Here is a 26,955-nt window from a genome sequence, read left to right as displayed (position 1 = left end):
GTAACCGCTCCATAAACCCCGTCTTTTACTGACGAGCCTGGCCAGTCAGGATGAAGGCGTTGTCGAGCAGTTCCACGGCAGCAGCGTCTCGTAGTCTTCGACACTGCTTGCGGTCGGCAGGCGCTCAAGGATGTGGCGCAGCCAGGCATAGGGTTCCTGGCCGTTGGCCTTGGCGGTTTCGATCAGGCTGTAGACCTGCGCGCTGGCCGTGGCTCCCCTGGGCGTGTCGCTGAACAGCCAGTTCTTGCGCCCGATGACGAACGGGCGGATGGCATTCTCGGCGCGGTTGTTGTCGATCGGCAGGTGACCCGCTTCGATGTAACGCACCAGCCGGTTCCAGTTGCTGGCCAGGTAGTTCACCGCCTTGCCCAGGGCCGTCTGACCGGCGATGTGCGGCTGGGTCTTGTCCAGCCAGACTTTGAGCTGGGCCAGGATCGGCTGGCTGCGTTGCTGGCGAGCTTCATGGCGTTCGGCATCGCTGCTGGCCTTGAGCTCGCGCTCGATACCGTAGAGTTTGCCGATCAGGTTCAGCGCCATGTCAGCGCGACCGGTCTTGCCCTTGGGTTGGACTTTCTGTGCCTCGACGAACTTGCGCCGGGCATGCGCCCAGCAGCCCATACGTTCGATGCCGTCTTGCAGGGCCACGGCGTTGTAGCCGGCGTAGTCGTCGGTCATCAGGTAGCCGCGGTAGCCATCGAGCAGGCGCAGCGGTACGTCCTGCGCGCGGCTGGTGCTGTAGTCGAAAAGGGTCACCGGTTTGCCCGGTGGGCCACCGCTTTGCACCCACATCCAGGACTGGGCCGTGGGATCGCGCCCCGGCTCGTGCAGCACCTGCAGCCGGGTTTCGTCGCAGTGCAACACGGGGTAGTCGAGCAGCGTGTCGCGCATGAGGTTGAGCAGCGGTTGCAGGTGCTCAGCGCATTGGATCACCCAGCGCGCCAGGGTCTGGCGCGGTACGTCGACACCGTGGCGGCTGAGCATCTTCTCGAAGCGATACAGCGGTATGCCGTCGGCGTACTTGGCGGTCAGCAGCATCGCCAGCACGCTGGGGCTCGCCAGGCTCTTTTCGATCAACTGGGCCGGTTTGTCAGCGGTGACCGGGGCTGCTTCGCAGGCCTTACAGGCGTAGGTCTTGCGGATGTGACGGATCACCCGCACCTGCATCGGGATGATTTCCAGCTGCTCGCTGGTCTCTTCGCCGATGACCCGCTTGCGGCAACCGCATTCACAGGTCAGTTCATGCTCGGGCAGCTCGTGGATGATCTCGACGCGTGGCAGATTCGCCGGCAACGACTTGCGCCTGCCACGGCGCTTGGCCGGGGCGACGGTTTCTTCCTCGGTTTCTTCGGCAGCCGCTTCAGGCGCTGCTTCGACCAGTTCCTCGGCCTCGTTGAACATCGCCAGCTGCGGGGAGTCGTCGTCTTCGGGGCTGCGCTCGGACTTTGGCGAAAACAGCTTGCGCCGCAGCAGGGCGACCTGCTCCTGAAGTTGTGCAATGCGAGCATCTTTTGCCGCCGCCTGCTCATTGGCCAGCAGCAGTAACTGCTTGAGCAGGATAGGGTCGTCAGGGGGACTTTCGGGCACGGCAATCATGGCCGTGGATTATACCGGCTCAGGCCACGAAACGTGGCGTCAGTACCTGGTGCGGGCGGTTGCGCCAGAGGTCGATGCCGTCTAGCAGCCAGTTCAATTCATCGACCGTCAGCTCGATGGCCTCGTCCCCGGCCTCGGGCTTGGTCTTGAAGCGCTCGGCCTCCAGGCGCTTGAGCCACAGGCAGAAGCCGTTGCGCTCCCAGTAAAGGATCTTCACCTGGCTGCGGGTGCGGTTGAGAAACACGAACAGCACCGGGTTGAACACCTCTACCTTGATATCCAACTCGACCAGGGCAGCCAGACCGTTGATGGATTTACGGAAGTCGACGGGCTTGGGGTAGAGGTAGACCTTTTGTACCTTGGCGTCGGGACGCATCATGGCGATGGGCTCCAGTGGGAAACGGGAGCACAAGCATTCCCAACGCCAGGGATCATTTGTAGGTGGGGTTTATGGAGCGCTTACAGGCAGATCCACATGGCGCATTGGACGCGTGGGTTGACCGGGCGGATGCCGGAGCATTTCTGGCCGGCGGGGAGGGCGTCGTAGTCGTACTCCAGGTGGGCGAAGATGTCGCGTAGTTCGCGGATTTCGTCGGGGGAAAGGAGGCGGTCGCGCTGTTCTTGGTAGTCGTGGTCGAGGAGTTTGTTGACGTCCACCAGGTCGGCTGGGTTACCGTCGGCCATCAGGCCGCGCCAGGGTTTGCGCTTCTCGGCCCAGCGTAGCATCTGGCCGATGTCGTTGTTGCGGGATAATAGGGGACAGACCACGATTTCAGGGCCGTGTGGAATCGTGGTCTGTCCCCTATTTGTCCCGTCCCCTATTTGGTGCGCTGCTCGAGGCATCGTCGACCACCAGCTCGGAAGAGACCGCGTTGTGGTCGGCCGTTTGGGTGAGATTTTTTACCATTCGAACAGATCAGCGATCGCGCGCGCGAAGCCGGCCCGTCAACAGATGATCACTGGAAGTCCCGACTGCGCACGTCCAGGCCGGTGAGCAGCGGAGTGAGATCGGTCAGCCGTCCGGCGATCAGGTGACGCACACCATCCGCCGCTTCCAGATGACCATCGATGCGCAGCATCTGCGATTGCACCAGCACCCGGTGCTGGCGTTCGGCCAGGTCGTGCCGGACCACCACGTTGATCATGCCGAACTCGTCCTCGAGGGTGACGAAGATCACGCCACTGGCGGTCTGTGGGCGCTGGCGGCCGATCACCAGGCCGGCGACGCTGACCGGGCGTCGGTGCTCGAGTTCGGCCAGTTCGCGTGAGCTGCGACAACGCCGGGCTGCGAGCTGGGGGCGCAGCAGTTTCAGTGGGTGCGGGCCGAGCGTGGTGCCCAGGGTGGCGTAGTCGGTAAGCAGTTCCTCGCCGACCGAGGGCAGCGGCAGGCTTACCGGTGCTTCCTGTGGCACGGATATTCCGGCGAACAGCGGCAATTGCGGTTCGACTCCGGCCACCGCCCAGCGCGCCCGATGGCGGTGGCCGGCGAGGCCGCGCAGGGCGCCGGCGTCGGCCAAGCGTTCGCGGGCGCGGGCGTCGAGTCCGGCGCGCCGGCTCAGATCCTCGACATCGCTGAACGGGTGTGCCTGGCGTGCCGTCTCGATGCGCTGCGCATCTTCTTCGCGCAGGCCGCGAATCATCCGCAGGCCGAGGCGGATCGCCGGCTGCGGGTCGTCGCTGGGTTCCAGGCTGCAGTCCCAGTGGCTGTGGCGCACGTCCACCGGACGCACCTCGATGCCATGGCGGCGGACGTCCTGCAATACCTGGTCGGGGTTGTAGAAGCCCATCGGCCAACTGTTGACCAGCGCGCAGGCGTAGGCCGCCGGTTCGTGGCATTTCAGCCAGCAGCTGGCGTAGGTGAGCAGGGCGAAGCTGGCGGCGTGGGATTCGGGGAAGCCGTAACTACCGAAACCCTCGATCTGCCTGAAGATGCGCGCGGTGAATTCCGCCGTGTAGCCTTTTTCGAGCATCCGCGACGTCAGGCGCTGGCGGTGCGGCTCCAGACCGCCGTGGCGTTTCCAGGCGGCCATGCTGCGGCGCAGCTCGTCGGCCTCGCCCGGGGTGTAGTCGGCGGCGACGATGGCCAGTTCCATCACCTGTTCCTGGAACAGCGGCACGCCGAGGGTGCGCTCGAATACCGGACGCAGTTCCTCGGAGGGGTATTCCACCGGCTCCTCGCCGTTCCGCCGGCGCAGGTAGGGATGCACCATGTCGCCCTGGATCGGCCCCGGGCGGACGATGGCCACCTGGATCACCAGGTCGTAGAAGGTCCGCGGACGCAGGCGCGGCAGCATGGCCATCTGCGCCCGCGACTCGATCTGGAACACGCCGATGGTGTCGGCGCGGCTGATCATGGCATAGGTTGCCGGGTCTTCCTGCGGCAGGCTGGCCAGCGTCCAGCGGGTGCCGCGATAGCGCTCGATCAGCGCGAAGCAGCGGCGCAGCGCGCTGAGCATGCCGAGGGCCAGCACGTCGACCTTGAGCAAGCCGACCTGGTCGAGGTCGTCCTTGTCCCACTGGATCACCGTGCGCTCGGCCATGCTCGCGTTCTCCACCGGCACCAGGGTTTCCAGCGAATGCTCGGAGATGACGAAGCCGCCGGGGTGCTGCGACAGGTGGCGGGGAAAGCCGATCAGCGACTCGGTCAGCGCCAGCACCCGGCGCAGCAGCGGATTGTCCGGGTCGAAGCCGGCCTCGGCCAGGCGAACGGCGGACGGCGGGCCCTCGTGTCGACGCCCGCAGCACGCGGCCAGCGCATCGATCTGGTCCGCCGGCAGGCCGAGCGCTCGGGCCACGTCGCGTACCGCGCCGGCGCCATGGTAGGTGCTGGCCACCGCGGCGAGTGCGGCGCGCCCGCGGCCATAACGGCGGAATACGTACTGGATGACTTCCTCGCGGCGTTCGTGTTCGAAGTCGACGTCGATATCCGGCGGCTCGTTGCGTTCGCGGGACAGGAAGCGTTCGAACAGCAGCCGGCTGCCCGGTCGCGCCGGGTCCAGTTCGGTGATGCCCAGCGCGTAGCACACCGCGGAGTTGGCCGCCGAGCCACGGCCCTGACAGAGAATATGCTGCTTGCGGGCGAAGCGGACGATGTCGTGAACGGTGAGGAAGTAGCTCTCGTAGCGCAGCTCGGCGATCAGTTCCAGTTCGTACTCGATCCGTTCGCGGGCCTTCGCCGGCACGCCGTCCGGCCAGCGCCAGCATGCGCCTTGTTCGACCAGCGTGCGCAGCCAAGCGGTGGCGTCGTGGCCGGCGGGCACCAGTTCATGGGGATACTGATATTCCAGTTGGCCGAGATCGAAGCGGCAGCGTTCGGCGATGCGCAACGTCTCGGCGAGCAGCGCAGGTGGGTAGAGCTCGGCCAGCTCCTCGCGGCGGCGCAGGTGGCGCTCGCCGTTGCCGAACAGGTGCGCACCGGCTTCGGCCAGCGGCAAATGATGACGGATGGCGGTCATGCAGTCTTGCAGGGCGCGACGGCCGCGGGCATGCATGTGCACGTCGCCGCAGGCCACCGGGCGAATGCCCAGGCGTTCGGCCAGGGCCAGGCGTTCGTGCAGGTGCCGCGCGTCGTCGGCGCCGCGGTGCAGCAGGACCCCCAACCACAGGCGGGCGGGGAAACGCTCGCTCAGCCAGTGGCCTTGCGCGTCGTCGTCGGCGTGCCGGGGAATCCAGATGGCCAAGAGGCCGTCCAGGTGCTCGTCCAGGTCTTCGCGCAGCAGGCGATAGCGGCCTTTCTCGGCACGGCGTCGGGCACGGGTGATCAGCCGGCACAGGGCCTGGTAGCCGGCGAGGCTTTCCGCCAGCAGGATCAGCCAGGGGCCGTTCTCGATGCGCATCTCGCTGCCGACGATCAACGGCAGGCCCGCTTCCTTCGAGGCCTGCCAGGCGCGGACGATGCCGGCCAGGGTGCCTTCGTCGGTGATCGCCAGGGCACGGTAGCCGAGGCGGGCGGCACGCTCGAACAGTTCCCCGGCGCTGGACGCGCCACGCTGGAAACTGAAGTTGGACAGGCAGTGCAATTCGGCATAATCGGGCGTCATGCGAACCAGCCGTGCAATAGCAGCGGCCCTTCGCTGCCGAGCGTGCGAAAGGCCCAGCCGCGCTGGCCGGCCCGGGTTTCCACCCGGTAATAGTCGCGCCGCACGTCGCTCCCGTCCCACCAGCCGGACTCGATGCGTTCGGGACCGGCGAGGAGGCGCAGCGACGCTTCGCGCAGCGGTTGTGGCTCGGCCAGCAGCCAGCCGGGGCGTGGACCGCAGGGCGGCAACGGCTCGCCTGATGCCTGTTCGCCTGGTTGCCAGGCGTGTTCGGGACGGTGGTCGGCGCGGGCCCGGAGGCCCTGCACGGCATCGTCGCCCAGGCGGGCGCGCAGGCGTTCGCGCAACTGTTCCCAGGGCAGCGCCTGTTGCGGGCGTTCGTCGAACAGCTGGCGGTGCTCGGGAGCGAAGGCCGGCAACTCGCGGGCGACCAGGCGCAGCGCCTGTACCGGTGCCGGCAGTTGCAGATGCTCCAGGCGGCCGCGGGTCAGCTCGAAGAGCACGGCGGGTTCGCGCTCGGCGGCGAGCAGGCCGATCGGTAGCTGGCTGTCGGCCTGCTTGCGATGCTCCAGATACAGGGTGAAACGCTGCACGCCGCTGTCGCGGCCGGCCAGGTAGGCGGCGAGGTCGGCGGTCAGGCGCCGCAGCGGGAACAGCAGCGCCTGGTGGGATTCGACGTCGAAGTTCAGTTCCAGGCGTTCATCGAACACATCCGGTGGTTGGTAGAAGTCCAGCGCGAGCGGACGGTGCCCTAGCAGCGTGTCGAGGTGGGCCAGCACCTCGGCGGGGAAGCGTCTGGCCAGGCTGTCGCGGGGCAGGGCGAGCAGCTGTCGCAGATGGCGCAGGCCCATGCGGGCGAAGGCCGTAGCTACTTCGCGGGGCAGGCCGAGGCGCTCTACCGGCAACGCCTCGAGCGCCTGGCGTAGCGCGGTGGCATCGGTCACGCCCAGCCCATCGTGGGCGTTGGCCAGAATCCGTGCGGCTGCGGGGTTGGGCGCCAGGGTAATACGATGACGAAAGCCCAGGGCCGTCAGTTCCTCGCGCAGGCGCGCCTCGAAACGTGGCCACGGGCCGAACAGGCCAAGGCTGGAATGTACTTCCAGCAGCAGGCAGCGCGGGTAATGCAGACTGACCTGCGCGCTGTAGCCGTAGGCCCAGGCCGCGAGGAAGCGCCGCCAGCGTTCGATCGTTGCCGGGTCGTATTCGGCGGTGGCGAAATTGCGTGTCAGTGCCTGGGCCGCGATCAACGACTGCCCGGGCTTGAGGCCGAGGCTGCGCGCGGCGCCGTTGACCGCCTGCAGCACACGGCGCTGGGGCGGGCCGGCGAGCAGGGCCAGTGGCGAGTCGGCAGCGTCGCGCTGGCGCAGCACGCCGTCCATGGCCAGTTGCGGCAGCAGGATGCAGGCCCAGAGCATGGGCGGCCCTATTGCCAGGCGTCGGCCGGCAGCGGCCGCGCCGGAGCCAGGCCGCCGCGGCACTTGATTACGCGCAGTTGCGCCGGCTGCGCCTCGATGGCCAGGCGCAGCGCCGCCGGCGACGGATTCGCCGCCTCGCGCAGCGGACGATAGGCGAAACCCAGGGCCTGGCCGGTCTCGGCGGCGATCTGCAGGCGCCGCAGGGCGCGGTCGTCGGCCTGTCGAGGCCAGCACAGCACGGCGGCGCAGCTGCCGGAGCGCAGGCATTGCTCGGCGGCCCACAACGCATCGCGCCCCTCGGCCTGGACGATGACCAATCGGCGCAGGTCCACACCGGCAGCGAGCCAGGCTTGGGGATAGGGGCGATGAGGTGGTGCAACCAGCACCACGCGCTCGCCGGCGACGGTCAACCGCGCGAGGGTCGGCCATAGCAGGCGCAATTCGCCGATACCGGTGGCCGCGACGAGGAGCTCGCTGAGTGCCGACTCCGGCCAGCCGCCGCCGGGCAGGATGGCATCCAGCATGGCATGCCCGCTCGGTTGGGTGGTGGATGGAGAAGCAATGGCCTGGCCGCGCCAGATGCGGCGTGCATCGAGCAGACGGTCAAGGGCGACCACGGACGTCATGGAAAGGGCATTCCGAATAGGCTGTATATAAATACAGTATTCGGGCTTTCGGGTACTGGTCAAGTCGACGCGATGAACGCAGGCATTTGGCCGTACCGATTCGATCGTTGTACTCGGCTTGAGTGATGTTATTGAATAACATTTGCTGCTGCAGGAACTGCGCGTCATGTTCATCGGCATCCTGCTGATCCTCATCGTGCAGAACCCGCTGATCCCGTTCAGCCAGGGCGGCGTGGCGCGGATCGAGAATTCGGGCGAGGCGGCCAGGCGCATGTCGGTCAAGGGCGGCCAGGCGCTCAAACGCTACGAATCCAGCGGCGAGATCGGCGAAGGGCAGGGCACCAGGGCCGGTGACCTACCGCCACGCGGATGGGGAGGATCTATGTGCCCGAGCTAGGCGAGTGCCCCCGCCGTGGTTTGCCTATCATGCCGGGTGTCCGTTGGTGCCGCGGTTCGTTCAGCTGCGCAGCGCCAGGACGACCGCCACCAGTGTGGCGAATGCGAAAAGCAGCGTCGCAGCCTGATACGAGCCGAGCGCCGAGGCGGCCAGCTGGCCGGCAGCGGGGCTGAGTGCCATGGCCAGGGCGATGGGCAGGTTGAAACGCCCATAAACGGTCGCGTACGAGTCACGGCCCCAGCGGTCCGAAACCGCAGTGGCCACGGCGAGCGTATGCGCGCCCCTCACGGCGCCGGCGAACACGGCGCAGGTGACGATCAGCAGCGTCGATCCGCTCATGAGCGCGAGGGCGAACAGGGCGCCGCCGGTGAGCACGATCTGCACCGTTATCCGCTGACGCGGCGTACCCAGGCCGCCGAAGGGTATGAAGGCGAGCCGACCGAGCAACTGACCGGCGCCGACCGCACCGAACACGGCCGCGGCGGCCTGGTAGCCGAAGCCGAGTTCCTCCAGCAGCGGGATCATGTTCAGCGTCGCCGCGTACAGGCCCGCCGCCGCGATGGTCAGCGCGGCCTGGGTATAGAGGAAGCGCGGGCTGCGGATGATGGCGCGCAGGTATTCGGTATGCGTGGCGCCGTTGCGCGATGGCTTGTTCCAGGTCTGGCGCAGCAGCAGCGTGGCCGAGAGCACCGAGACCAGGCCGTACAGGCCTGCCAGCAAGCCGAACGACCCGCGCCATCCATGGCTGTCGATGAGGTAGGCGGTCAGCGGCGCGAATGCTGCGGACGAAAGTCCCCCGGCAAAGGTGATCACGGTCAGCGGCCAGGGGCTGGCGGTGCCCAGCCATTGCGCGGCGGCGGCGAACGCCGGCGGATACAGGGTGCAGGCCTGAGCCACGCCGACGAGCATCCAGGCCGGGGCGAAGACCAGCGGGGAATCGGTGCCGGCCGAGGCCAGAATGCCGCATGTGCCGAGGAACGCCCCCACGGCCATGACCCGCCGTGGCCCGCAGGTATCGATCAGTTTGCCGACATGGGGCCCCGCCGCCGCGGCACTCAGCAGCGAGAGGGTATAGACGACGGGAACCACCAGGGGCGACCAGCCATTCGCTGTGGCGAGCCGGGTGGCGCTGATCGGCAGCGTGTAGAACAGGATGCCCCAGCTCAGGAACTCGAGGATGCAGAGGCCGATCAGGGTCCGTGCGGCGGACGGGCGGACGACCGCCTTCATGGATGGTCGTCCGCTGAGCCGGTCTGGCTGCGGGTTCGGGCCTCGATGGCGCGGACGACGGCGGCCATGTCGGCACCACCGTGCCCCAGCGACAGGGTTTCGCCGAAGAGTTCGTGGCAGACGTCGAGCAGAGGCGAGGCGATGCCCGCCCGGCGGGCGGCTTCGGCGATGAGCCGGTTGTTCTTCAACACGTCGCCGATGGAGGCCTGGACGCTGAAATCTTCTGCGGTGAGTTTGGCGCCCTTCGTCCGCGACACGCTACTGGCCATCGGCCCCGCGTCGAGCACGGCGAGCAGCGTCTGCGGGTCCAGGCCATGCTGGCGGGCAAAATGGAAGGATTCGGCGAGCCCGGTCACCAGGGTGATGAGGAACAGGTTGACCGCCAGCTTCGTGTGCAGCGCGCCGGGCACCTCGCCACAGTCGAAGCAGGCCTTGCACATCGGCGACAGCAGCGGCCGGATGCGCGCGACATCCTGCGCGTCGCCGGCCAGCATCGCCACCAACTGGCCCGCTTCGGCGGGCTGTCGCGAGCCCGAAACGGGCGCCTCCACGTAGTGGCCGCCGGCCTGGCGAACGGCGGTGCCAAGGCTTTCGGAATACCCGGGCGACACCGTTCCCATGTTGATCAGCGTGCGGCCGCGCAGCGCGACGCCGAAACCATCGGGCCGGCGGGCCAGCGCCTGGTCCATGGCGTACTCGTCGGCCAGCATCATCAGCACCGTGGTCGCCCTGGAAAAGACCGCCTCGGACGTCGCCGCCACCTGCGCACCGGCCTCGCGCAAGGGTTCGGTCTTCTCCGGCGTGCGGTTCCAGACCATGAGCGGCACACCCGCGCGCAGCAGGTTCAACGCCATGGGGCGGCCCATGACGCCCAGTCCCAGGAAGCCAACGTCCATCCGATCTTTCCTCTGTCCTGCTCGAGCGCACCGGAGATTACTCCACGAAAGGGTAAGCGTCTTGAACGTTCGTGCAGCGCCTGTCTCCAGGCCAGCCTCGGCGACCAGCATCCACCGGTCGGCAGAGCGGACGAACTTCGCCGCGCAGCGGCCTGTCCTGAAAAGAACGAGGATCGAATTCACATCGGGCGCAGGCTTCTGGCCGCGCTGGAAATGCCAGCAGAAGGAAAGCGCAATGAGCACGACAGTCAGTGATTTTTTCGTCGAACGACTCTACCAGTGGGGCGTACGCCGCATCTACGGCTACCCGGGTGACGGTATCAACGGCGTGTTCGGCGCGCTGAACCGGGCCGGCGGAAAGATTCGCTTCATCCAGGCGCGGCACGAGGAGATGGCCGCCTTCATGGCTTCGGCCGATGCCAAGTTCGGCGGCGGCCTGGGCGTCTGCATCGCCACCTCCGGTCCCGGCGCCGCGCACCTGCTCACCGGCCTCTACGACGCCCGGCTCGACCACATGCCGGTGCTGGCGATCTGCGGGCAGCAGGCGCGCACCGCGATGGGGGCGCATTACCAGCAGGAGATCGACCTGGCGTCCATGTTCAAGGACGTCGCCGGCGCCTTCGTGCAGCAGGCCGCCGCGCCGGCGCAGGTCCGCCACCTGATCGACCGCGGGATACGCACCGCCCTCGCCGAGCGTACGGTCGCGGCGATCATCCTGCCCAACGACTTGCAGGAGGAGACATACAGCGATCCGCCGCGCTCGCACGGGGCGGTGCTCTCCGGGATCGGCTACAGCCGGCCGAAGATGGTGCCCTACGACGAAGACCTGCGGCGCGCCGCCGAGGTGCTCAATGCCGGCAGCAAGGTCGCCATCCTGGTTGGCGCCGGCGCGCTGGAGGCGACCGACGAGGTCATCGCCATAGCCGAGCGGCTCGGCGCCGGTGCGGCCAAGGCGCTGCTCGGCAAGGCGGCGCTGCCGGACGAACTGCCCTGGGTCACCGGCTCGATCGGCCTGCTCGGCACCGAGGCCAGCTACAAGCTGATGACCGAATGCGACACTTTCCTGATGATCGGCTCGGGCTTTCCGTACTCCGAATTCCTGCCCGAGGAAGGCCAGGCGCGCGGCGTGCAGATCGACCTCAAGGCCGACATGCTGAGCATCCGCTATCCGATGGAAGTGAACCTGCAGGGCGAAGCCGCCGAAACCCTGCGCATGCTGCTGCCGCTGCTCAAGGAGAAGACCGACCGCGGCTGGCGCGACGCGGTAGAAAAATGGCGCGCCGGCTGGGAGGAGAAGCTCGAGGAACGCGCCATGGCCACCGCCGATCCGATCAACCCACAGCGGGTGGTCTTCGAACTGTCGCCGCGTCTGCCCGAGCGGGCGATCGTCACCTGCGACTCGGGCTCCTGCGCCAACTGGTTCGCTCGCGACCTGAAGATCCGCCGCGGCATGAAGTGCTCGCTGTCCGGCGGCCTGGCCTCGATGGGGGCGGGCGTGCCCTACGCCATCGCCGCCAAGTTCGTCCATCCGGATCGCCCGGTGGTGGCGCTGGTTGGCGACGGCGCCATGCAGATGAACAACATGGCCGAGCTGATCACCGTCGCCAAGTACTGGCAGGAATGGGAAAGCCCGCACTGGATCTGCTGCGTGTTCAACAACGAGGATCTCAACCAGGTGACCTGGGAGCAGCGGGCGATGGAAGGCGATCCGAAGTTCGAGGCCTCGCAGAACATCCCCAACGTGCCGTACCACCGCTTCGCCGAGTCGATCGGCCTGCAGGGCATTTACGTCGACCGCGAGGACGCCGTCGCCGCCGCCTGGGAGGCGGCGCTGGCCGCCGACCGGCCGGTGGTGATCGAATTCAAGACCGACCCGGACGTGCCGCCGCTGCCGCCGCACATCAAGCTCGAACAGGCCAAGGCCTACGCCTCGGCGCTGCCGCGCGACCCGGATACCCGTGGGATCATCAAGCAGACCGCCAAGCAGGTGCTCGGCTCGCTGATGCCGGGGCACAAGGACAAGGAGTGACGCGGCGGAAGATCGGGCAAGACATGGATTCCATCGACTCGTTCGGGGAGCTACCCCTGGGCAGACCAACCGGCAAGATCGCCATCGTCACCGGCTCGGATTCCGGCATGGGCCTGGCCATCGCCTTTGCCCGCCAAGGGCGCGCGCCGCCACCCTGAACCAGTCGAAGGTACGTCCTCGGGTAGGTCGGCGCTGAGCGCAGCGAAGCCCAACAGCACGGCATGGCGCGTTGGGCTTCGTCGCTTTGCTCCTCAGGCTACGCGCCCCGACCCAACCTATGGCGTTGCATTCCTGGAAGCCGGCGACAGCGGCTCTTGGCTCGCGGGCGTCGATCGCTCGGGTGGACGCTGCTTGTGCTTGGAAAATCAGTCGATTAGCATTCGCGCCCGGGATGCGAGGGGCAAGCGTTCGAGTCGCTGCGTCCCGGCCATATCGAGATGAAAAAGCCCGGTTCGGTCGCGATCCGGGCTTTTTCTTTGCTGTGCGGGGCGCATGATGGGTCCTGCTTCGACGAAGCTGAACGAGGGGAATGCCATGCGCGAGCGCCTGCTGGCTGCGGAGAAAGTGAAGGCCATCGAGTGGCGGGACGGCCGTCTGTTCCTGCTGGATCAGCGCCGGCTGCCGCTCGAGGAGCATTGGCACGGCTACGACTCCGCGCAGGGCGTGGCCGACGCCATCCGCGACATGGTGGTGCGCGGCGCGCCGGCCATCGGTATCAGCGCCGCCTACGGGGTCGTGCTGGGCCTGCGTGCACGCCTGGCCGAGGGCGATGGCTGGCGCGAGCGCATGGAGGAGGATTTCCGCATGCTCGCCGAATCGCGCCCGACGGCGGTGAACCTGTTCTGGGCGCTGCGCCAGATGCGCGAACGCCTCGAGCGCCTCAAGCCCGGCGAGGAGCCCCTGGTGGCGCTCGAGGCGCAGGCCGTGGCGATCCATCAGAGCGACCGCGAGGCCAACCTCACCATGGCCCAGTTCGGCGTCGACCTGATCCGCAAGCACCAGGGCAATCCGCAGAACCTGCTGACCCACTGCAACACCGGTGCGCTGGCGACCGGCGGCTTCGGTACGGCGCTGGGCGTGATCCGCGCGGCGCACCTGGAGGGGCTGGTCGAGCGCGTCTATGCCGACGAGACGCGGCCCTGGCTGCAGGGCTCGCGGCTGACGGCCTGGGAACTGGCCGGGGAAGGCGTTCCGGTGACCTTGAACGCCGACTCCACGGCTGCCCATCTGATGAAAACCCGCGGCATCAGCTGGGTCATCGTCGGCGCGGACCGCATCACCGCCAATGGCGACGTGGCGAACAAGATCGGCACCTATCAACTGGCCGTACTGGCAATGCATCACGGCGTGCGCTTCATGGTCGTCGCACCGAGTTCGACCATCGACATGGAGCTCGAAAACGGCGACGACATCCCCATCGAGGAGCGTGCCGGCAGCGAGCTGCTGGAGGTCAATGGGCAGCGCTTCGCCGCCGACGTCGAGGCCTACAACCCGGTGTTCGACGTGACGCCGGCCGATCTCATCGATGCCATCGTGACCGAGAAGGGCGTGGTCGAACGCCCCAGTGCGGCCAAGCTGGCCGAGCTGATGAGCCGTAAGAGGCTGCACTAGCAGGCGAAAGGACGAGAAAAGCGACTGGAGGCGGAAAAGCCGGACGGATAGCGCTGGGCGATCTCGAGTCCTTTCGGCGAATGAGCGGGTGGGGCGCGTCGAGCGCTTTCTTCGTCAAGCCTCCAGCCTCCGGCGGCCTCCCTTGTGTTACCATCCCGCGCTTATCGCAGGACCCTGCTGACTATAAGGAACCAGGCTTCCATGGGCGAACTGGCCAAAGAAATCCTCCCGGTCAATATCGAAGACGAACTCAAGCAGTCCTACCTTGATTACGCCATGAGCGTGATCATCGGCCGTGCGCTGCCGGATGCGCGCGATGGCCTGAAACCGGTACACCGCCGCGTGCTGTTCGCCATGAGCGAGCTGGGCAACGACTGGAACAAGCCGTACAAGAAATCCGCCCGTGTGGTCGGTGACGTGATCGGTAAATACCATCCCCACGGCGACTCGGCGGTGTACGACACCATCGTGCGGATGGCGCAGCCGTTCTCGCTGCGCTACATGCTGGTCGATGGCCAGGGCAACTTCGGTTCGGTCGATGGCGACAGCGCCGCGGCGATGCGTTACACCGAAGTGCGCATGGCCAAGCTGGCGCACGAGCTGCTGGCCGACCTGGAGAAGGAAACCGTCGACTGGGTGCCCAACTACGACGGCACCGAACAGATCCCGGCGGTCATGCCGACCAAGATTCCCAACCTGCTGGTCAATGGCTCCAGCGGCATCGCGGTGGGGATGGCGACCAACATCCCGCCGCACAACCTGGGCGAAGTCATCGATGGCTGCCTGGCGCTGATCGAAAACCCCGAGATCGGCATCGACGAGCTGATGCAGTTCATCCCGGGGCCGGATTTCCCCACCGCGGGCATCATCAACGGCCGCGCCGGCATCATCGAGGCCTATCGCACCGGCCGCGGGCGCATCTATATCCGTGCGCGCGCCGATATCGAGGACATCGACAAGGTCGGCGGTCGCCAGCAGATCGTCATCACCGAGCTGCCCTACCAGCTGAACAAGGCGCGGCTGATCGAGAAGATCGCCGAGCTGGTGAAAGAGAAGAAACTCGAAGGCATCACCGAGCTGCGCGACGAGTCCGACAAGGACGGCATGCGCGTGGTCATCGAGCTGCGCCGCGGCGAAGTGCCCGAGGTGATCCTCAATAATCTGTACGCGCAGACCCAGCTGCAAAGCGTCTTCGGCATCAACGTGGTGGCGCTGGTCGACGGCCAGCCGCGCACGCTGAATCTCAAGGATCTGCTGGAAGCCTTCGTCCGTCACCGCCGCGAAGTCGTCACCCGGCGTACCGTCTACGAGCTGCGCAAGGCGCGCGAGCGTGGCCACATCCTCGAGGGCCAGGCGGTCGCGCTGTCCAACATCGACCCGGTCATCGCGCTGATCAAGGCCTCGCCGACGCCGGCCGAAGCGAAGGACGCGTTGATTTCCACCGCCTGGGAATCGACCGCCGTCGAGGCGATGGTCGAGCGCGCTGGCGCCGATGCCTGCCGCCCCGAGGGGCTGGACCCGCAGTATGGCCTGCGCGAGGGCAAGTACTTTCTGTCGCCGGAGCAGGCCCAGGCGATCCTCGACCTGCGTCTGCATCGCCTGACCGGGCTCGAGCATGAAAAGCTGCTCAGCGAATATCAGGAAATCCTCACCCAGATCGGCGAGCTGATCCGCATCCTGACCAGCCCGGCCCGCCTGATGGAAGTCATCCGCGAGGAGCTGGAAGGCGTCAAGCGCGACTTCGGCGACAAGCGCCGCACCGAAATCCTCGAGTCGCGCCTGGACCTGACCCTGGCCGACCTGATCACCGAGGAAGAGCGCGTCGTCACCATTTCCCACGGCGGCTACGCCAAGTCGCAGCCGCTGGCGGCCTACCAGGCCCAGCGCCGTGGCGGTCGCGGCAAGGCCGCGACCGGCGTGAAGGAAGAGGACTACGTCGAGCACCTGCTGGTCGCCAACAGCCATACCACGCTGCTGCTGTTCTCCAGCAAGGGCAAGGTGTACTGGCTCAAGACCTACGAGATCCCCGAGGCGTCGCGCACTTCGCGTGGCCGTCCGCTGGTCAACCTGTTGCCGCTCGACGAGGGCGAGCGCATCACCGCGATGCTCCAGGTCGACCTGGAGGCGCTGCGCAAGCAGGCGGCCGAAGGTGACGACGAGCTGGACGACGCCGAAGGCCTGGTCATCGAGCACGACGAGATCGACGACGTCGATGGCGACGAAGCCGACGGCGACGAAAAGGACGAGCCGACTGGCGCCTACATCTTCATGGCCACTGCCAACGGCACGGTGAAGAAGACCCCGCTGGTGCAGTTCAGCCGGCCGCGTACGTCCGGTCTGATCGCACTCAAGCTGGAGGAGGGCGACACGCTGATCGCCGCAGCAGTGACCGATGGCGCCCAGGAAGTCATGATGTTCTCCGACGGCGGCAAGGTCATCCGCTTCAAGGAAAGCAAGGTCCGCATCATGGGCCGCAACGCCCGCGGTGTGCGCGGCATGCGCCTGAGCGAGGGGCAACGGATCATTTCCATGCTGATCCCCGAGCCGGGCGCGCAGATCCTCACCGCCTCCGTGCGTGGCTACGGCAAGCGCACGGCGATGGACGAATTCCCGCGGCGCGGGCGTGGCGGCCAGGGCGTGATCGCCATGGTCACCAATGAGCGCAACGGTCCGCTGGTCGGCGCCGTGCAGGTGCTCGAAGGGGAGGAGATCATGCTGATCTCCGACCAGGGCACGCTGGTGCGCACCCGCGTCGACGAAGTCTCCTCGCTGGGCCGCAACACCCAGGGCGTGACGCTCATCAAGCTGGGCAAGGGCGAGCATCTGGTCGGCCTGGAGCGGGTGCAGGAGCCGTCCGAGGACGAAGTGCTGGAAGACATCGATGTCATGCTCGATGAGGACGCTCTCGAGAAGGAGATGCCCGTCGTCAGCACCGAGCCCAGTGAGGACGAGTTGCTCGGCGGTGGCGGCGACGTGCCGCCGGATGTCGTGCCCACCGACGACGAAGATTGATTGACGAGGGGCGTACCCGCGCAGCAGGACGCCGGAGGCGATAGGAAGACGGTCGAGCAGTCGGCCGTCCTTCCTGGATTCAATATCGAGCAAGAGCGAGAGAGAACAGCAGTGAGCAAACGCGCTTTTAACTTCTGTGCCGGTCCGGCTGCGCTGCCCGAGGCCGTCCTGCAACGCGCCCAGGCGGAGCTTCTCGACTGGCACGGCAAGGGCCTGTCGGTGATGGAGATGAGCCACCGCAGCGAGGACTACACCGCCATTGCCGAAAAGGCGGAGCGGGATCTGCGCGAGCTGCTGGCGATTCCGTCGAACTACAAGGTGCTGTTCCTGCAGGGCGGGGCCAGCCAGCAATTCGCCGAGATTCCCTTGAACCTGCTGCCCGAGGACGGCGTCGCCGACTACGTCGATACCGGCATCTGGTCGCGCAAGAGCATCGAAGAAGCGCGTCGCTTCGGCAACGTCAACGTCGCCGCCAGCGCCAAGCCCTACGACTACTTCGCGATACCCGGGCAGAACGAGTGGCAACTGAGCGACAACGCCGCCTATCTGCACTACGCCAGCAACGAGACCATCGGCGGCCTGCAATTCGACTGGGTTCCGGAGCTGGGCGACACGCCGCTGGTGGTCGACATGTCCTCGGACATCCTGTCGCGCTCGATCGACGTGTCCAAGTTCGGCCTGATCTATGCCGGTGCGCAGAAGAACATCGGCCCCTCCGGCCTGGTGGTGGTCATCGTTCGCGAGGACCTGCTCGGCCGCGCACGCTCCAGCTGCCCGACCATGCTCGATTACAAGATCGCGGCCGACAACGGCTCGATGTACAACACCCCGGCGACCTTCTCCTGGTACCTCTCCGGGCTGGTCTTCGAGTGGCTCAAGGAACAGGGTGGCGTAGCGGCCATGGAGCAGCGCAATCGGGCCAAGAAGGAACTGCTCTATGGCGCCATCGACGCCAGCGGCTTCTACACCAACCCGATCGCCACGAACGCGCGTTCGTGGATGAACGTGCCGTTCCGCCTGGCCGACGAGCGCCTGGACAAGACCTTCCTCGCCGGCGCCGATGCCCGCGGCCTGCTGAACCTCAAGGGCCATCGCTCGGTCGGCGGCATGCGTGCCTCGATCTACAACGCGGTGGGGCTGGATGCGGTCGAGGCCCTGGTGGCCTACATGGCCGAGTTCGAGAAGGAGCACGGCTGATGAGCGACGCCGATCAGCTGAAGGCGCTGCGCGTTCGCATCGACAGCCTCGACGAGAAGATCCTCGAGCTGATCAGCGAGCGCGCGCGCTGCGCCCAGGATGTCGCCCGGGTCAAGACGGCGGCCCTGGCCGAGGGCGAGTCCGCGGTGTTCTATCGCCCCGAGCGCGAGGCCTGGGTGCTCAAGCACATCATGGAGCTGAACAAGGGGCCGCTGGGCAACGAGGAAATGGCGCGCCTGTTCCGCGAAATCATGTCCTCCTGCCTGGCGCTGGAGCAGCCGCTGCGGGTCGCCTATCTCGGTCCGGAAGGCACCTTCTCCCAGGCCGCGGCGCTCAAGCATTTCGGCCATGCGGTGATCAGCACGCCGATGGCGGCGATCGACGAGGTGTTCCGCGAGGTGGTCGCCGGGGCGGTGAACTTCGGCGTGGTGCCGGTGGAGAACTCCACCGAAGGCGCGGTCAACCACACGCTGGACAGCTTCCTCGAGCACGACATCGTGATCTGTGGCGAAGTCGAGCTGCGTATCCATCACCACCTGCTGGTGGGCGAGACGACCAAGACCGATCGCATCACGCGCATCTATTCCCATGCCCAGTCGCTGGCCCAGTGCCGCAAGTGGCTCGACGCGCACTACCCGAACGTCGAGCGCGTGGCGGTTTCCAGCAACGCCGACGCCGCCAGGCGGGTGAAGAGCGAGTGGAACTCGGCGGCCATCGCCGGCGACATGGCGGCGCAGCTGTACGGGCTGACCAAGCTGGCGGAGAAGATCGAGGATCGTCCGGACAATTCCACGCGTTTTCTCATCATCGGCAGCCAGGAAGTGCCGCCGACCGGCGACGACAAGACCTCGATCATCGTCTCCATGCGCAACAAGCCGGGCGCGCTGCACGAGCTGCTGGTGCCGTTCCATGCCAACGGCATCGACCTCACCCGCATCGAAACGCGGCCGTCGCGCAGCGGCAAGTGGACCTACGTGTTCTTCATCGACTTCCTCGGCCACCATCAGGACCCGCTGATCAAGGACGTGCTGGAGAAGATCGGCCAGGAGGCCGTCGCACTGAAGGTGCTGGGGTCCTATCCGAAGGCGGTACTTTAAGAAGCAGCTGGAAGCTGGAAGTTGGAAGCTGGAAGTTCCGGGGCAGTGTGGATTGCTTCAGGCTTCAGGCTTCAGGCTTCAGGCTTTCAGCTCCAGCGGAGCTGAATATGCCCTGTGATTTCCTCGCCCTGGCCCAGCCGGGTGTGCAAAAGCTGTCGCCCTACATACCGGGCAAGCCGGTCGACGAACTGGCGCGCGAGCTGGATCTGGATCCGGCGAGCATCGTCAAACTGGCCAGTAACGAGAACCCGCTGGGCCCCAGCCCGAAAGTGCTGCAAGCGATCAAGGGCGAGCTGGCGGAGCTCACCCGTTATCCGGACGGCAACGGTTTCGTCCTCAAGCAGCGGCTGGCCGAGCGCTACGCGGTGGGTGTCGATCAGGTGACGCTGGGCAACGGCTCCAACGACATTCTGGAACTGGTCGCCCGCGCTTACCTCGCGCCGGGGCTGAACGCGGTATTCAGCGCCCATGCCTTCGCCGTCTACCCCATCGCCACCCAGGCGGTCGGGGCGCAGGGGCGTGCGGTGCCGGCGAAGAACTGGGGGCACGATCTCGAGGCCATGCTGGCCGCCATCGATGCGAATACCCGCGTGGTATTCATCGCCAACCCGAACAATCCGACCGGTACCTGGTTCGACGCCGACGCGCTGGGGGCTTTCCTCGCCCGCGTGCCGCAGCACGTGCTGGTGGTGCTGGACGAGGCCTATATCGAATACGCCGAAGGCGATGAGCTGCCCGATGGCCTGGCCTTCCTCGCCGACTATCCGAACCTGCTGGTTTCGCGCACCTTCTCCAAGGCCTATGGGCTGGCTGCCTTGCGTGTCGGTTATGCGATCAGCTCGCCGGTCATCGCCGACGTGCTCAATCGCGTCCGCCAGCCGTTCAACGTCAACAGCCTCGCCCTGGCCGCGGCCTGCGCCGCGCTGGATGACGTCGACTACCTGTCCGCCAGCCGCCGCCTCAACGATGCGGGCATGCTGCAGCTGGAAGAGGGCTTCCGTCAGTTGGGGCTGGAATGGATTCCTTCGAGAGGCAACTTCATCGCGGTGGACTTCGCCCGCGATGCGGCGCCGATCAATCAGGCGCTGCTGCGCGCCGGCGTGATCGTGCGCCCGGTCGCCGGCTACGGGATGCCGACCTTCCTGCGCGTGTCCATCGGCACCGAAGCGGAGAACGCTCGCTTCCTTGAGGCGTTGCGCAAGGTGCTCGGGCAGTGAAGCGAGCCGTCGCCGCGCTGCGCACCGAGCCCCTGCTCGATCGCCTGGTGGTGATCGGGCTCGGGCTGATCGGCGGCTCCTTCGCCAAGGGGCTGCGCGAGGCGGGGCTGTGCCGCGAGGTCGTCGGTTTCGATCTGGATGCGCGCTCGCGCGCGCTGGCAGTCGAGTTGGGCGTGGTCGATCGCTGCGCCGACACGCTGGCCGAAGCCTGCCGCGATGCCGACCTGATCCAGCTGGCGACGCCGATCCTGGCTCTCGAGAGGCTGCTGGGCGAGTTGGCGCAACTGGACCTGGGCCATGCCGTGCTCACCGACGTGGGCAGCGCCAAGGGCAACGTGGTGCGCTGCGCGCGCAACGTATTCGGCGATATGCCGGCGCGCTTCGTGCCCGGGCATCCGATCGCGGGCTCGGAGGCGAGCGGCGTCACGGCTGCCAAGGGTACGCTGTTTCGCCGTCACAAGGTCATCCTGACGCCGCTGGCGAATACCGACCCCGCCGCGCTGACGCTGGTGAGCGCGCTCTGGGCCGCGCTGGGCGCCGATGTCGAGCACATGGACGTCGAGCATCACGACGAGGTGCTCGCCGCGACCAGCCATCTGCCGCACCTGCTGGCGTTCGGTCTGGTTGATTCGTTGGCCAAGCGCCACGAGAATCTCGAGATCTTTCGCTACGCGGCAGGCGGCTTTCGCGATTTCACCCGTATCGCCGGCAGCGATCCGGTGATGTGGCACGACATCTTCCTCGCCAATCGCGAGGCGGTACTGCATACCCTGGACGATTTTCGTGCCGACCTCGATGCCTTGCGCGCCGCGGTCGATGAGGGCGACGGGCATACCTTGCTGGGCGTGTTCACACGCGCCCGGGCAGCCCGGGAACATTTCAGCAAAATACTGGCTCGCAGAGCCTATGTGGACGTTATGCATTCCAATGACCTGATCTTCCTGGCCGATCCGGGCGGCAGCCTGACCGGCCATCTGCGTGTTCCGGGCGACAAGTCCATTTCCCACCGTTCGATCATGCTGGGCTCCCTGGCCGAGGGCACGACCGAGGTCGAAGGCTTTCTCGAAGGCGAAGACGCCCTGGCGACCATCCAGGCGTTCCGCGACATGGGCGTGGTCATCGAAGGCCCGCAGCAGGGCCGCGTCACCGTGCATGGCGTGGGCCTGCACGGCTTGAAAGCGCCGCCCGGGCCGATCTACCTCGGCAATTCCGGGACCTCCATGCGTCTGCTCGCCGGCCTGCTCGCCGCCCAGCCCTTCGACACCACCCTGACCGGCGATGCCTCGCTCTCCAAGCGGCCGATGAACCGCGTCGCCAAGCCGCTGCGTGAGATGGGCGCGGTGATCGAAACGGCGGCGGAAGGGCGTCCGCCGCTGACCATTCGCGGCGGCCAGCGCCTGTCCGGCATGCATTACGAGATGCCCATGGCCAGCGCCCAGGTGAAGTCCTGCCTGCTGCTGGCCGGCCTGTATGCGGCCGACCGGACCTCGGTGACCGAGCCGGCGCCGACGCGCGACCATACCGAGCGGATGCTGCGTGGTTTCGGCTATCCGGTGCAGGTCGAGGGCAGCACCGCCACCGTCGAGCCTGGCCACAAGCTGCACGCCACGCATATCGAAGTGCCGGCGGATATCTCGTCGGCGGCATTCTTCATGGTGGCGGCCAGCATCGCCGAGGGGTCCGACGTGCTGCTCGAACACGTCGGTATCAACCCGACCCGTACCGGCGTGATCGACATCCTCAAGCTGATGGGCGCCGATATCTCGCTGGAGAACCCGCGCGAAGTGGGTGGCGAGCCGGTGGCTGATATCCGCGTGCGCGGCGCCCAACTCAAGGGTATCGATATTCCCGAGGAGCTGGTGCCGCTGGCGATCGACGAATTCCCGGTGCTCTTCGTCGCCGCCGCCTGCGCCCAGGGTCGCACCACCTTGCGTGGCGCCGAGGAGTTGCGGGTCAAGGAGTCGGACCGCATCCAGGTCATGGCCGACGGCCTGCAGACGCTGGGAGTCAAGGCCGAACCGACGCCGGATGGCATCGTCATCGAAGGTGGTCCCATCGGTGGTGGCGAGGTCTGGGCGCATGGCGACCACCGCATCGCCATGTCCTTCAGCGTGGCGGCGCTGCGTGCCAGTGCGCCGATCCTTATTCACGACTGCGCCAACGTGGCGACGTCGTTTCCCAACTTCCTCGCGCTGGCCCAGCGGGCCGGCATGCGGGTTCATTCGGAGGGTGGCTCATGATCAGGCCAGTGCCGGTCATCACCATCGACGGCCCGAGCGGTTCGGGCAAGGGCACGGTCGCCGCGCTGCTCGCTGGCAAGCTCGGCTGGAATTTCCTCGACTCGGGCGCGCTGTACCGCCTGCTGGCCTTCGCCGCGCGTAACCATGGGGTCGACCTGACCAACGAGGAAGCGCTCAAGGTGCTCGCCGAGCATCTCGATGTGCAATTCGGCGCGGCACGCGACGGCCACGGGATGGTCATCATCCTCGAGGGTGAGGACGTGACCGAGGCCATTCGCAACGAGCAGGTCGGCGCCGGAGCCTCGCAGGTGGCCGCGTTGCCGGTGGTGCGTACGGCATTGCTGCAGCGGCAGAAGGCGTTTCGCGAAGCGCCCGGTCTGGTGGCCGATGGGCGTGACATGGGCACGGTGGTGTTCCCCGATGCGCCGTTGAAGATATTCCTCACCGCCAGTGCCGAGGAGCGCGCACGCAGACGCTTCTTGCAGTTGAAGGCGCGGGGTGATGATGTTAATCTCGCGAGTCTTCTTGAGGAGATTCGGGCGCGCGACGAGCGTGACACCCAACGTAGCGTGGCACCGTTGAAACCGGCAGCAGATGCGGTTCAGCTGGATTCCACTACACTCTCCATCGAGCAGGTGCTGGAAAGAATCCTGAGCGAAGTCGCCAGCCGCGATTTCGCCGGATGATCGGAACGCCGAAAGGCGGCCAGACAGCCTGGATGGCAAGCGGGGCCGACGCGCTGCTTGCATCGGGCTGTTAACAAGGAGGCATGTGGGAGACCAGATCCAGTCCCACAGGCCTTTTTTTATATGAATGAACCCACATTGTCTGGAATGTGGAGATTGGGCGGATCCTCGCCCGAAAACAGCAGGAATCAACATGAGCGAAAGCTTCGCAGAACTTTTTGAAGAAAGCCTGAAATCCCTCGACATGCAGCCGGGCGCCATCATCACCGGTATCGTGGTCGACATCGACGGTGACTGGGTCACCGTACATGCGGGCCTCAAGTCCGAGGGCGTCATCCCGGTCGAGCAGTTCTACAATGAGCAGGGCGAGCTGACCATCAGTGTGGGTGACGAGGTCCACGTTGCTCTGGACGCGGTTGAAGATGGCTTTGGCGAAACCAAGCTGTCCCGTGAAAAGGCCAAGCGCGCGGAATCCTGGATTGTTCTGGAAGCGGCTTTCGCTGCAGAAGAAGTGGTCAAGGGTGTCATCAACGGCAAGGTCAAGGGTGGCTTCACCGTCGACGTCAACGGCATTCGTGCGTTCCTGCCGGGCTCCCTGGTCGATGTCCGCCCCGTGCGCGACACCACGCACCTGGAAGGCAAGGAACTCGAGTTCAAGGTCATCAAGCTGGACCAGAAGCGCAACAACGTTGTCGTTTCCCGTCGTAGCGTCCTGGAAGCCGAGAACAGCGCCGAGCGCGAAGCGCTGCTGGAATCGCTGCAGGAAGGCCAGCAAGTCAAGGGTATCGTCAAGAACCTCACCGACTACGGCGCGTTCGTCGACCTGGGCGGCGTGGACGGCCTGCTGCACATCACCGACATGGCCTGGAAGCGCATCAAGCATCCGTCGGAAATCGTCAACGTCGGCGACGAGATCGACGTCAAGGTGCTGAAGTTCGACCGCGAGCGCAACCGCGTCTCCCTGGGTCTGAAGCAGCTGGGCGAAGACCCATGGGTTGCCATCAAGGCCCGTTACCCGGAAAACACCCGCGTCATGGCCCGCGTCACCAACCTCACCGACTACGGCTGCTTCGCCGAGCTGGAAGAGGGCGTCGAAGGCCTGGTGCACGTCTCCGAAATGGACTGGACCAACAAGAACATCCACCCGTCGAAGGTCGTACAGGTCGGCGACGAAGTGGAAGTCATGGTTCTGGACATCGACGAAGAGCGTCGTCGTATTTCCCTGGGCATCAAGCAGTGCAAGTCCAACCCGTGGGAAGACTTCTCCAGCCAGTTCAACAAGGGCGACCGCATCTCCGGCACCATCAAGTCGATCACCGATTTCGGTATCTTCATCGGTCTGGACGGCGGCATCGACGGTCTGGTTCACCTGTCCGATATCTCCTGGAACGAGCCGGGTGAAGAAGCCGTTCGCCGCTTCAAGAAGGGCGACGAGCTGGACACCGTCATTCTCTCGGTCGACCCGGAGCGCGAGCGCATCTCCCTGGGCATCAAGCAGCTGGAAGACGATCCGTTCTCCAACTACGCCGCTGTGAACGACAAGGGCAGCATCGTGCGCGGTACCGTCAAGGAAGTTGACGCCAAGGGCGCGATCATCGACCTGGGCAACGATATCGAGGCCACTCTGAAGGCTTCCGAAATCAGCCGCGACCGCGTTGAAGATGCGCGTAACGTGCTGAAGGAAGGCGACGAAGTCGAAGCCAAGATCATCAGCATCGACCGCAAGTCCCGCGTGATCAGTCTCTCCATCAAGTCCAAGGACGTCGAAGACGAAAAGGATGCGATGAAGGAGCTGCGCACCAAGCAGGAAGTGGAAAGCACCGGCCCGACCACCATTGGTGATCTGATCCGTGCTCAGATGGAAAACCAGAACTAAGTTCCGGTTCTTCATGAAAAGGGCGACTTCGGTCGCCCTTTTTTGTGGCTGTGTGCCGTACAGGCCTTAGGGTGTGCGCCAACCGCAGCCCGCCGGCGACTAGCCTCGACCTCTGTCGAGTGCCAGTGCCTGGTTCACCGCCAGCCAACCCTCGACCGCCTGTTCGCCGGTCTCGTCGAACGCCCGTTGCAGCAGCCGTACCTGTTCCCGACGCAGGGCCTGTTCCAGTTTCGCGCCTTCGGCGGTGAAGCGCAGCATGCGCTTGCGCTTGTCATCCTCGGCGGTCAGGCTTTCCACCAGATGCATCTCGAGCAACTGGCGCAAAGGCGTGTTCAGCGCCTGTTTGGAGACGCCCAGGTAGCCCAGCAACTCCTTGACGCTGAGGTCGGGATAGCTGGCGATGAAGAACAGGATGCGGTGATGCACTCGCGATAGCCCTCGGCGTGCCAGCATCTCGTCGGGCTTGGCGGTGAAGGCCTGGTAGCCAAGGAAGAAGCTTTCCATTATCCGCCGTTGCACGGCGCTTTTTTTTAGGTCAGGCATATTGACGTATTTGTCGTGAGAGGCGTAATTTCGGTCAAGAATTTTGACTTATTTTGCGCCACCTCGCATCTGGTATGGAAATGGCCTTCTCCGAACGCATCAGTCGTCTTAAAAGCTCACTCATTCGTGAAATCCTCGCGGCGGCGCAGCGCCCGGAGGTGATGTCCTTCGCCGGCGGCCTGCCGGCCGAGCCGATGCTGCCCCGGGTCGACTGGGCCGATCTGCCCGCGAGCATGGGGCAGTACGGCATGAGCGAAGGCGAGCCCGCCCTGCGCGAAGCCATTGCGGCCGATGCCCGTGCACTGGGCATCGCCTGCGAGGCGAGCCAGGTGCTGATCGTCAGCGGGTCGCAACAGACGCTGGATCTGGTGTCGAAGCTGTTCATCGATCCGGGGACCGAGGTCCTGGTCGAGGCGCCGACCTACCTGGCCGCTCTGCAGGCGTTTCAGCTGTTCGGCGCCGAATGCCTGGCGGTTGCGCAGGAGACGGACGGCCCGCAGCTGCATGCGCTGCGCGAAACGCTGGAACGGCGAAAACCGGCTTTCGCCTATCTGATCCCGACCTTCCAGAACCCTTCGGCGGTGCGCTACAGCGAAGCCAAGCGCGACGCCGTGGCCGCCCTGCTGGACGAGTTCGGCGTGACGCTGCTGGAGGATGAGCCATATCGCGACCTGGTATTCGATCAGGGCAGTGCGACACCGATCGTGACGCGGCTGAAGCGGGCCAGCTGGATCTATACCGGTACGGTTTCCAAGACCCTGTTGCCCGGCCTGCGCGTGGGCTATCTGATCGCCTCGCCGGATCTGTACCCCTATCTGCTGCGGCTGAAGCAGTCAGCCGATTTGCATACCAACCGCATAGGCCAATGGCAGGCGCTGCAGTGGCTGGGCAGCCCCGAGTATCAGGCGCACCTGACGCAGCTGCGCGATTTCTACCGCATTCGCCGCGATGCCATGCAGGCCGCGCTGATGGAACATTTCGGCGATCTGGCGAGCTGGGAAACGCCGCAAGGCGGACTGTTCTTCTGGCTGACGCTCAAACAGCCGCTGGATACGCGGACGCTGCTCAAGCAGGCGTTGGCGCAGGATGTCGTGTTCATGCCGGGCGAGCCGTTTTTCGTCGATCCGGACGCCAATCCAGGCTATCTGCGGCTGAACTTCAGTCACGTCGCGCCCGAACGATTGGGCGAGGGGTTGCGCAGACTGGCCGGCGTCGTTCGCCAGGCCATTGAGTTGGAGGCGGCCTAATGGCCT

19 protein-coding genes and 2 pseudogenes are annotated in these 26,955 nt (G+C 66.0%); 12 read left to right on the top strand and 9 right to left on the bottom strand.

All coding sequences use genetic code 11. From position 1 onward, the window contains the following. Positions 1 to 45 precede the first annotated feature (45 nt). From tnpC to imuA, 6 genes and pseudogenes are all read right to left on the bottom strand, one after another. Positions 46 to 1,593, bottom strand: coding sequence for an IS66 family transposase (gene tnpC, locus IN820_RS08440; RefSeq protein WP_193679788.1), 1,548 nt, complete (start codon positions 1,591 to 1,593; stop codon positions 46 to 48). Between the two features lie 19 nt (positions 1,594 to 1,612). Continuing rightward, positions 1,613 to 1,972, bottom strand: a complete 360-nt coding sequence (gene tnpB, locus IN820_RS08435; protein WP_049325434.1) for an IS66 family insertion sequence element accessory protein TnpB — start codon at positions 1,970 to 1,972, stop codon at positions 1,613 to 1,615. Between the two features lie 83 nt (positions 1,973 to 2,055). Next, positions 2,056 to 2,340: pseudogene (locus tag IN820_RS08430) on the bottom strand (tyrosine-type recombinase/integrase); the annotation flags it as partial. A 209-nt stretch (positions 2,341 to 2,549) separates the two neighbouring features. Further along, positions 2,550 to 5,633: an error-prone DNA polymerase gene (locus IN820_RS08425; RefSeq protein WP_193680547.1), complete on the bottom strand. Its 3,084-nt coding sequence runs from the start codon at positions 5,631 to 5,633 to the stop codon at positions 2,550 to 2,552. Beyond that, entirely contained in the window at positions 5,630 to 7,045 is a 1,416-nt protein-coding gene (locus tag IN820_RS08420) for a Y-family DNA polymerase (protein ID WP_193680546.1), read from the bottom strand. The genes IN820_RS08425 and IN820_RS08420 overlap by 4 nt, the downstream gene beginning before the upstream one ends. 8 nt (positions 7,046 to 7,053) lie before the next feature. After that, positions 7,054 to 7,671: a translesion DNA synthesis-associated protein ImuA gene (gene imuA / locus IN820_RS08415; RefSeq protein ID WP_193680545.1), complete on the bottom strand. Its 618-nt coding sequence runs from the start codon at positions 7,669 to 7,671 to the stop codon at positions 7,054 to 7,056. Between the two features lie 166 nt (positions 7,672 to 7,837). Between imuA and IN820_RS08410 the strand changes: the two are divergent. Continuing rightward, a pseudogene (locus IN820_RS08410) lies at positions 7,838 to 8,070 on the top strand (DUF2149 domain-containing protein); the annotation flags it as partial. 58 nt (positions 8,071 to 8,128) lie between these two features. Here the strand turns inward: IN820_RS08410 and IN820_RS08405 are convergent. Beyond that, positions 8,129 to 9,298 carry an MFS transporter gene (locus IN820_RS08405; protein ID WP_193680543.1) on the bottom strand — a complete coding sequence of 390 codons (1,170 nt, stop codon included), beginning with the start codon at positions 9,296 to 9,298 and terminating at the stop codon, positions 8,129 to 8,131. After that, positions 9,295 to 10,194 (bottom strand): NAD(P)-dependent oxidoreductase, encoded by a 900-nt coding sequence (locus IN820_RS08400; RefSeq protein ID WP_193680542.1) that lies wholly within the window; start codon positions 10,192 to 10,194, stop codon positions 9,295 to 9,297. The genes IN820_RS08405 and IN820_RS08400 overlap by 4 nt, the downstream gene beginning before the upstream one ends. A 235-nt stretch (positions 10,195 to 10,429) precedes the next feature. Between IN820_RS08400 and IN820_RS08395 the strand changes: the two genes are divergently transcribed. The 10 genes from IN820_RS08395 to rpsA all read left to right on the top strand — a co-directional run bounded on the left by IN820_RS08395 (position 10,430) and on the right by rpsA (position 25,159). After that, positions 10,430 to 12,223 (top strand): thiamine pyrophosphate-requiring protein, encoded by a 1,794-nt coding sequence (locus IN820_RS08395; protein WP_193680541.1) that lies wholly within the window; start codon positions 10,430 to 10,432, stop codon positions 12,221 to 12,223. A 23-nt stretch (positions 12,224 to 12,246) separates the two neighbouring features. Further along, positions 12,247 to 12,381, top strand: coding sequence for a hypothetical protein (locus tag IN820_RS22775; RefSeq protein WP_268939443.1), 135 nt, complete (start codon positions 12,247 to 12,249; stop codon positions 12,379 to 12,381). 376 nt (positions 12,382 to 12,757) lie between these two features. Then, positions 12,758 to 13,834 carry an S-methyl-5-thioribose-1-phosphate isomerase gene (mtnA, locus tag IN820_RS08390; protein ID WP_193680540.1) on the top strand — a complete coding sequence of 359 codons (1,077 nt, stop codon included), beginning with the start codon at positions 12,758 to 12,760 and terminating at the stop codon, positions 13,832 to 13,834. 201 nt (positions 13,835 to 14,035) lie between these two features. Then, entirely contained in the window at positions 14,036 to 16,846 is a 2,811-nt protein-coding gene (gene gyrA / locus IN820_RS08385) for a DNA gyrase subunit A (protein ID WP_193680539.1), read from the top strand. A 111-nt stretch (positions 16,847 to 16,957) separates the two neighbouring features. Then, on the top strand, positions 16,958 to 18,043 hold the full coding sequence (serC, locus tag IN820_RS08380; RefSeq protein ID WP_193680538.1) for a 3-phosphoserine/phosphohydroxythreonine transaminase: 1,086 nt from the start codon (positions 16,958 to 16,960) through the stop codon (positions 18,041 to 18,043). Beyond that, positions 18,043 to 19,140 carry a prephenate dehydratase gene (pheA, locus tag IN820_RS08375; protein WP_193680537.1) on the top strand — a complete coding sequence of 366 codons (1,098 nt, stop codon included), beginning with the start codon at positions 18,043 to 18,045 and terminating at the stop codon, positions 19,138 to 19,140. Before serC ends, pheA begins: the two co-directional genes overlap by 1 nt. A gap of 107 nt (positions 19,141 to 19,247) precedes the next feature. After that, positions 19,248 to 20,357 carry a histidinol-phosphate transaminase gene (gene hisC, locus IN820_RS08370; RefSeq protein ID WP_193680536.1) on the top strand — a complete coding sequence of 370 codons (1,110 nt, stop codon included), beginning with the start codon at positions 19,248 to 19,250 and terminating at the stop codon, positions 20,355 to 20,357. Then, positions 20,354 to 22,597 carry a bifunctional prephenate dehydrogenase/3-phosphoshikimate 1-carboxyvinyltransferase gene (locus IN820_RS08365; protein WP_193680535.1) on the top strand — a complete coding sequence of 748 codons (2,244 nt, stop codon included), beginning with the start codon at positions 20,354 to 20,356 and terminating at the stop codon, positions 22,595 to 22,597. Before hisC ends, IN820_RS08365 begins: the two co-directional genes overlap by 4 nt. After that, complete coding sequence (gene cmk / locus IN820_RS08360; RefSeq protein ID WP_193680534.1) at positions 22,594 to 23,283, top strand: (d)CMP kinase; 690 nt, start codon at positions 22,594 to 22,596, stop codon at positions 23,281 to 23,283. The genes IN820_RS08365 and cmk overlap by 4 nt, the downstream gene beginning before the upstream one ends. 193 nt (positions 23,284 to 23,476) lie before the next feature. Beyond that, positions 23,477 to 25,159: a 30S ribosomal protein S1 gene (gene rpsA, locus IN820_RS08355; protein ID WP_037037140.1), complete on the top strand. Its 1,683-nt coding sequence runs from the start codon at positions 23,477 to 23,479 to the stop codon at positions 25,157 to 25,159. 99 nt (positions 25,160 to 25,258) lie between these two features. Here the strand turns inward: rpsA and IN820_RS08350 are convergent, their stop codons facing one another. Then, positions 25,259 to 25,702 (bottom strand): MarR family winged helix-turn-helix transcriptional regulator, encoded by a 444-nt coding sequence (locus IN820_RS08350; protein WP_193680533.1) that lies wholly within the window; start codon positions 25,700 to 25,702, stop codon positions 25,259 to 25,261. Between the two features lie 80 nt (positions 25,703 to 25,782). Here IN820_RS08350 and IN820_RS08345 point away from each other — a divergent pair, with 80 nt between their 5' ends. Then, complete coding sequence (locus tag IN820_RS08345; protein WP_193680532.1) at positions 25,783 to 26,949, top strand: aminotransferase-like domain-containing protein; 1,167 nt, start codon at positions 25,783 to 25,785, stop codon at positions 26,947 to 26,949. Positions 26,950 to 26,955: the final 6 nt, after the last annotated feature.

The sequence above is a fragment of the Pseudomonas lopnurensis genome (genome assembly GCF_015070855.1).
GTDB lineage: Bacteria > Pseudomonadota > Gammaproteobacteria > Pseudomonadales > Pseudomonadaceae > Stutzerimonas > Stutzerimonas lopnurensis.
The sequence above is the reverse complement of the archived record's forward strand: the minus strand, read 5'-3'. Positions and strand labels throughout refer to the sequence as shown.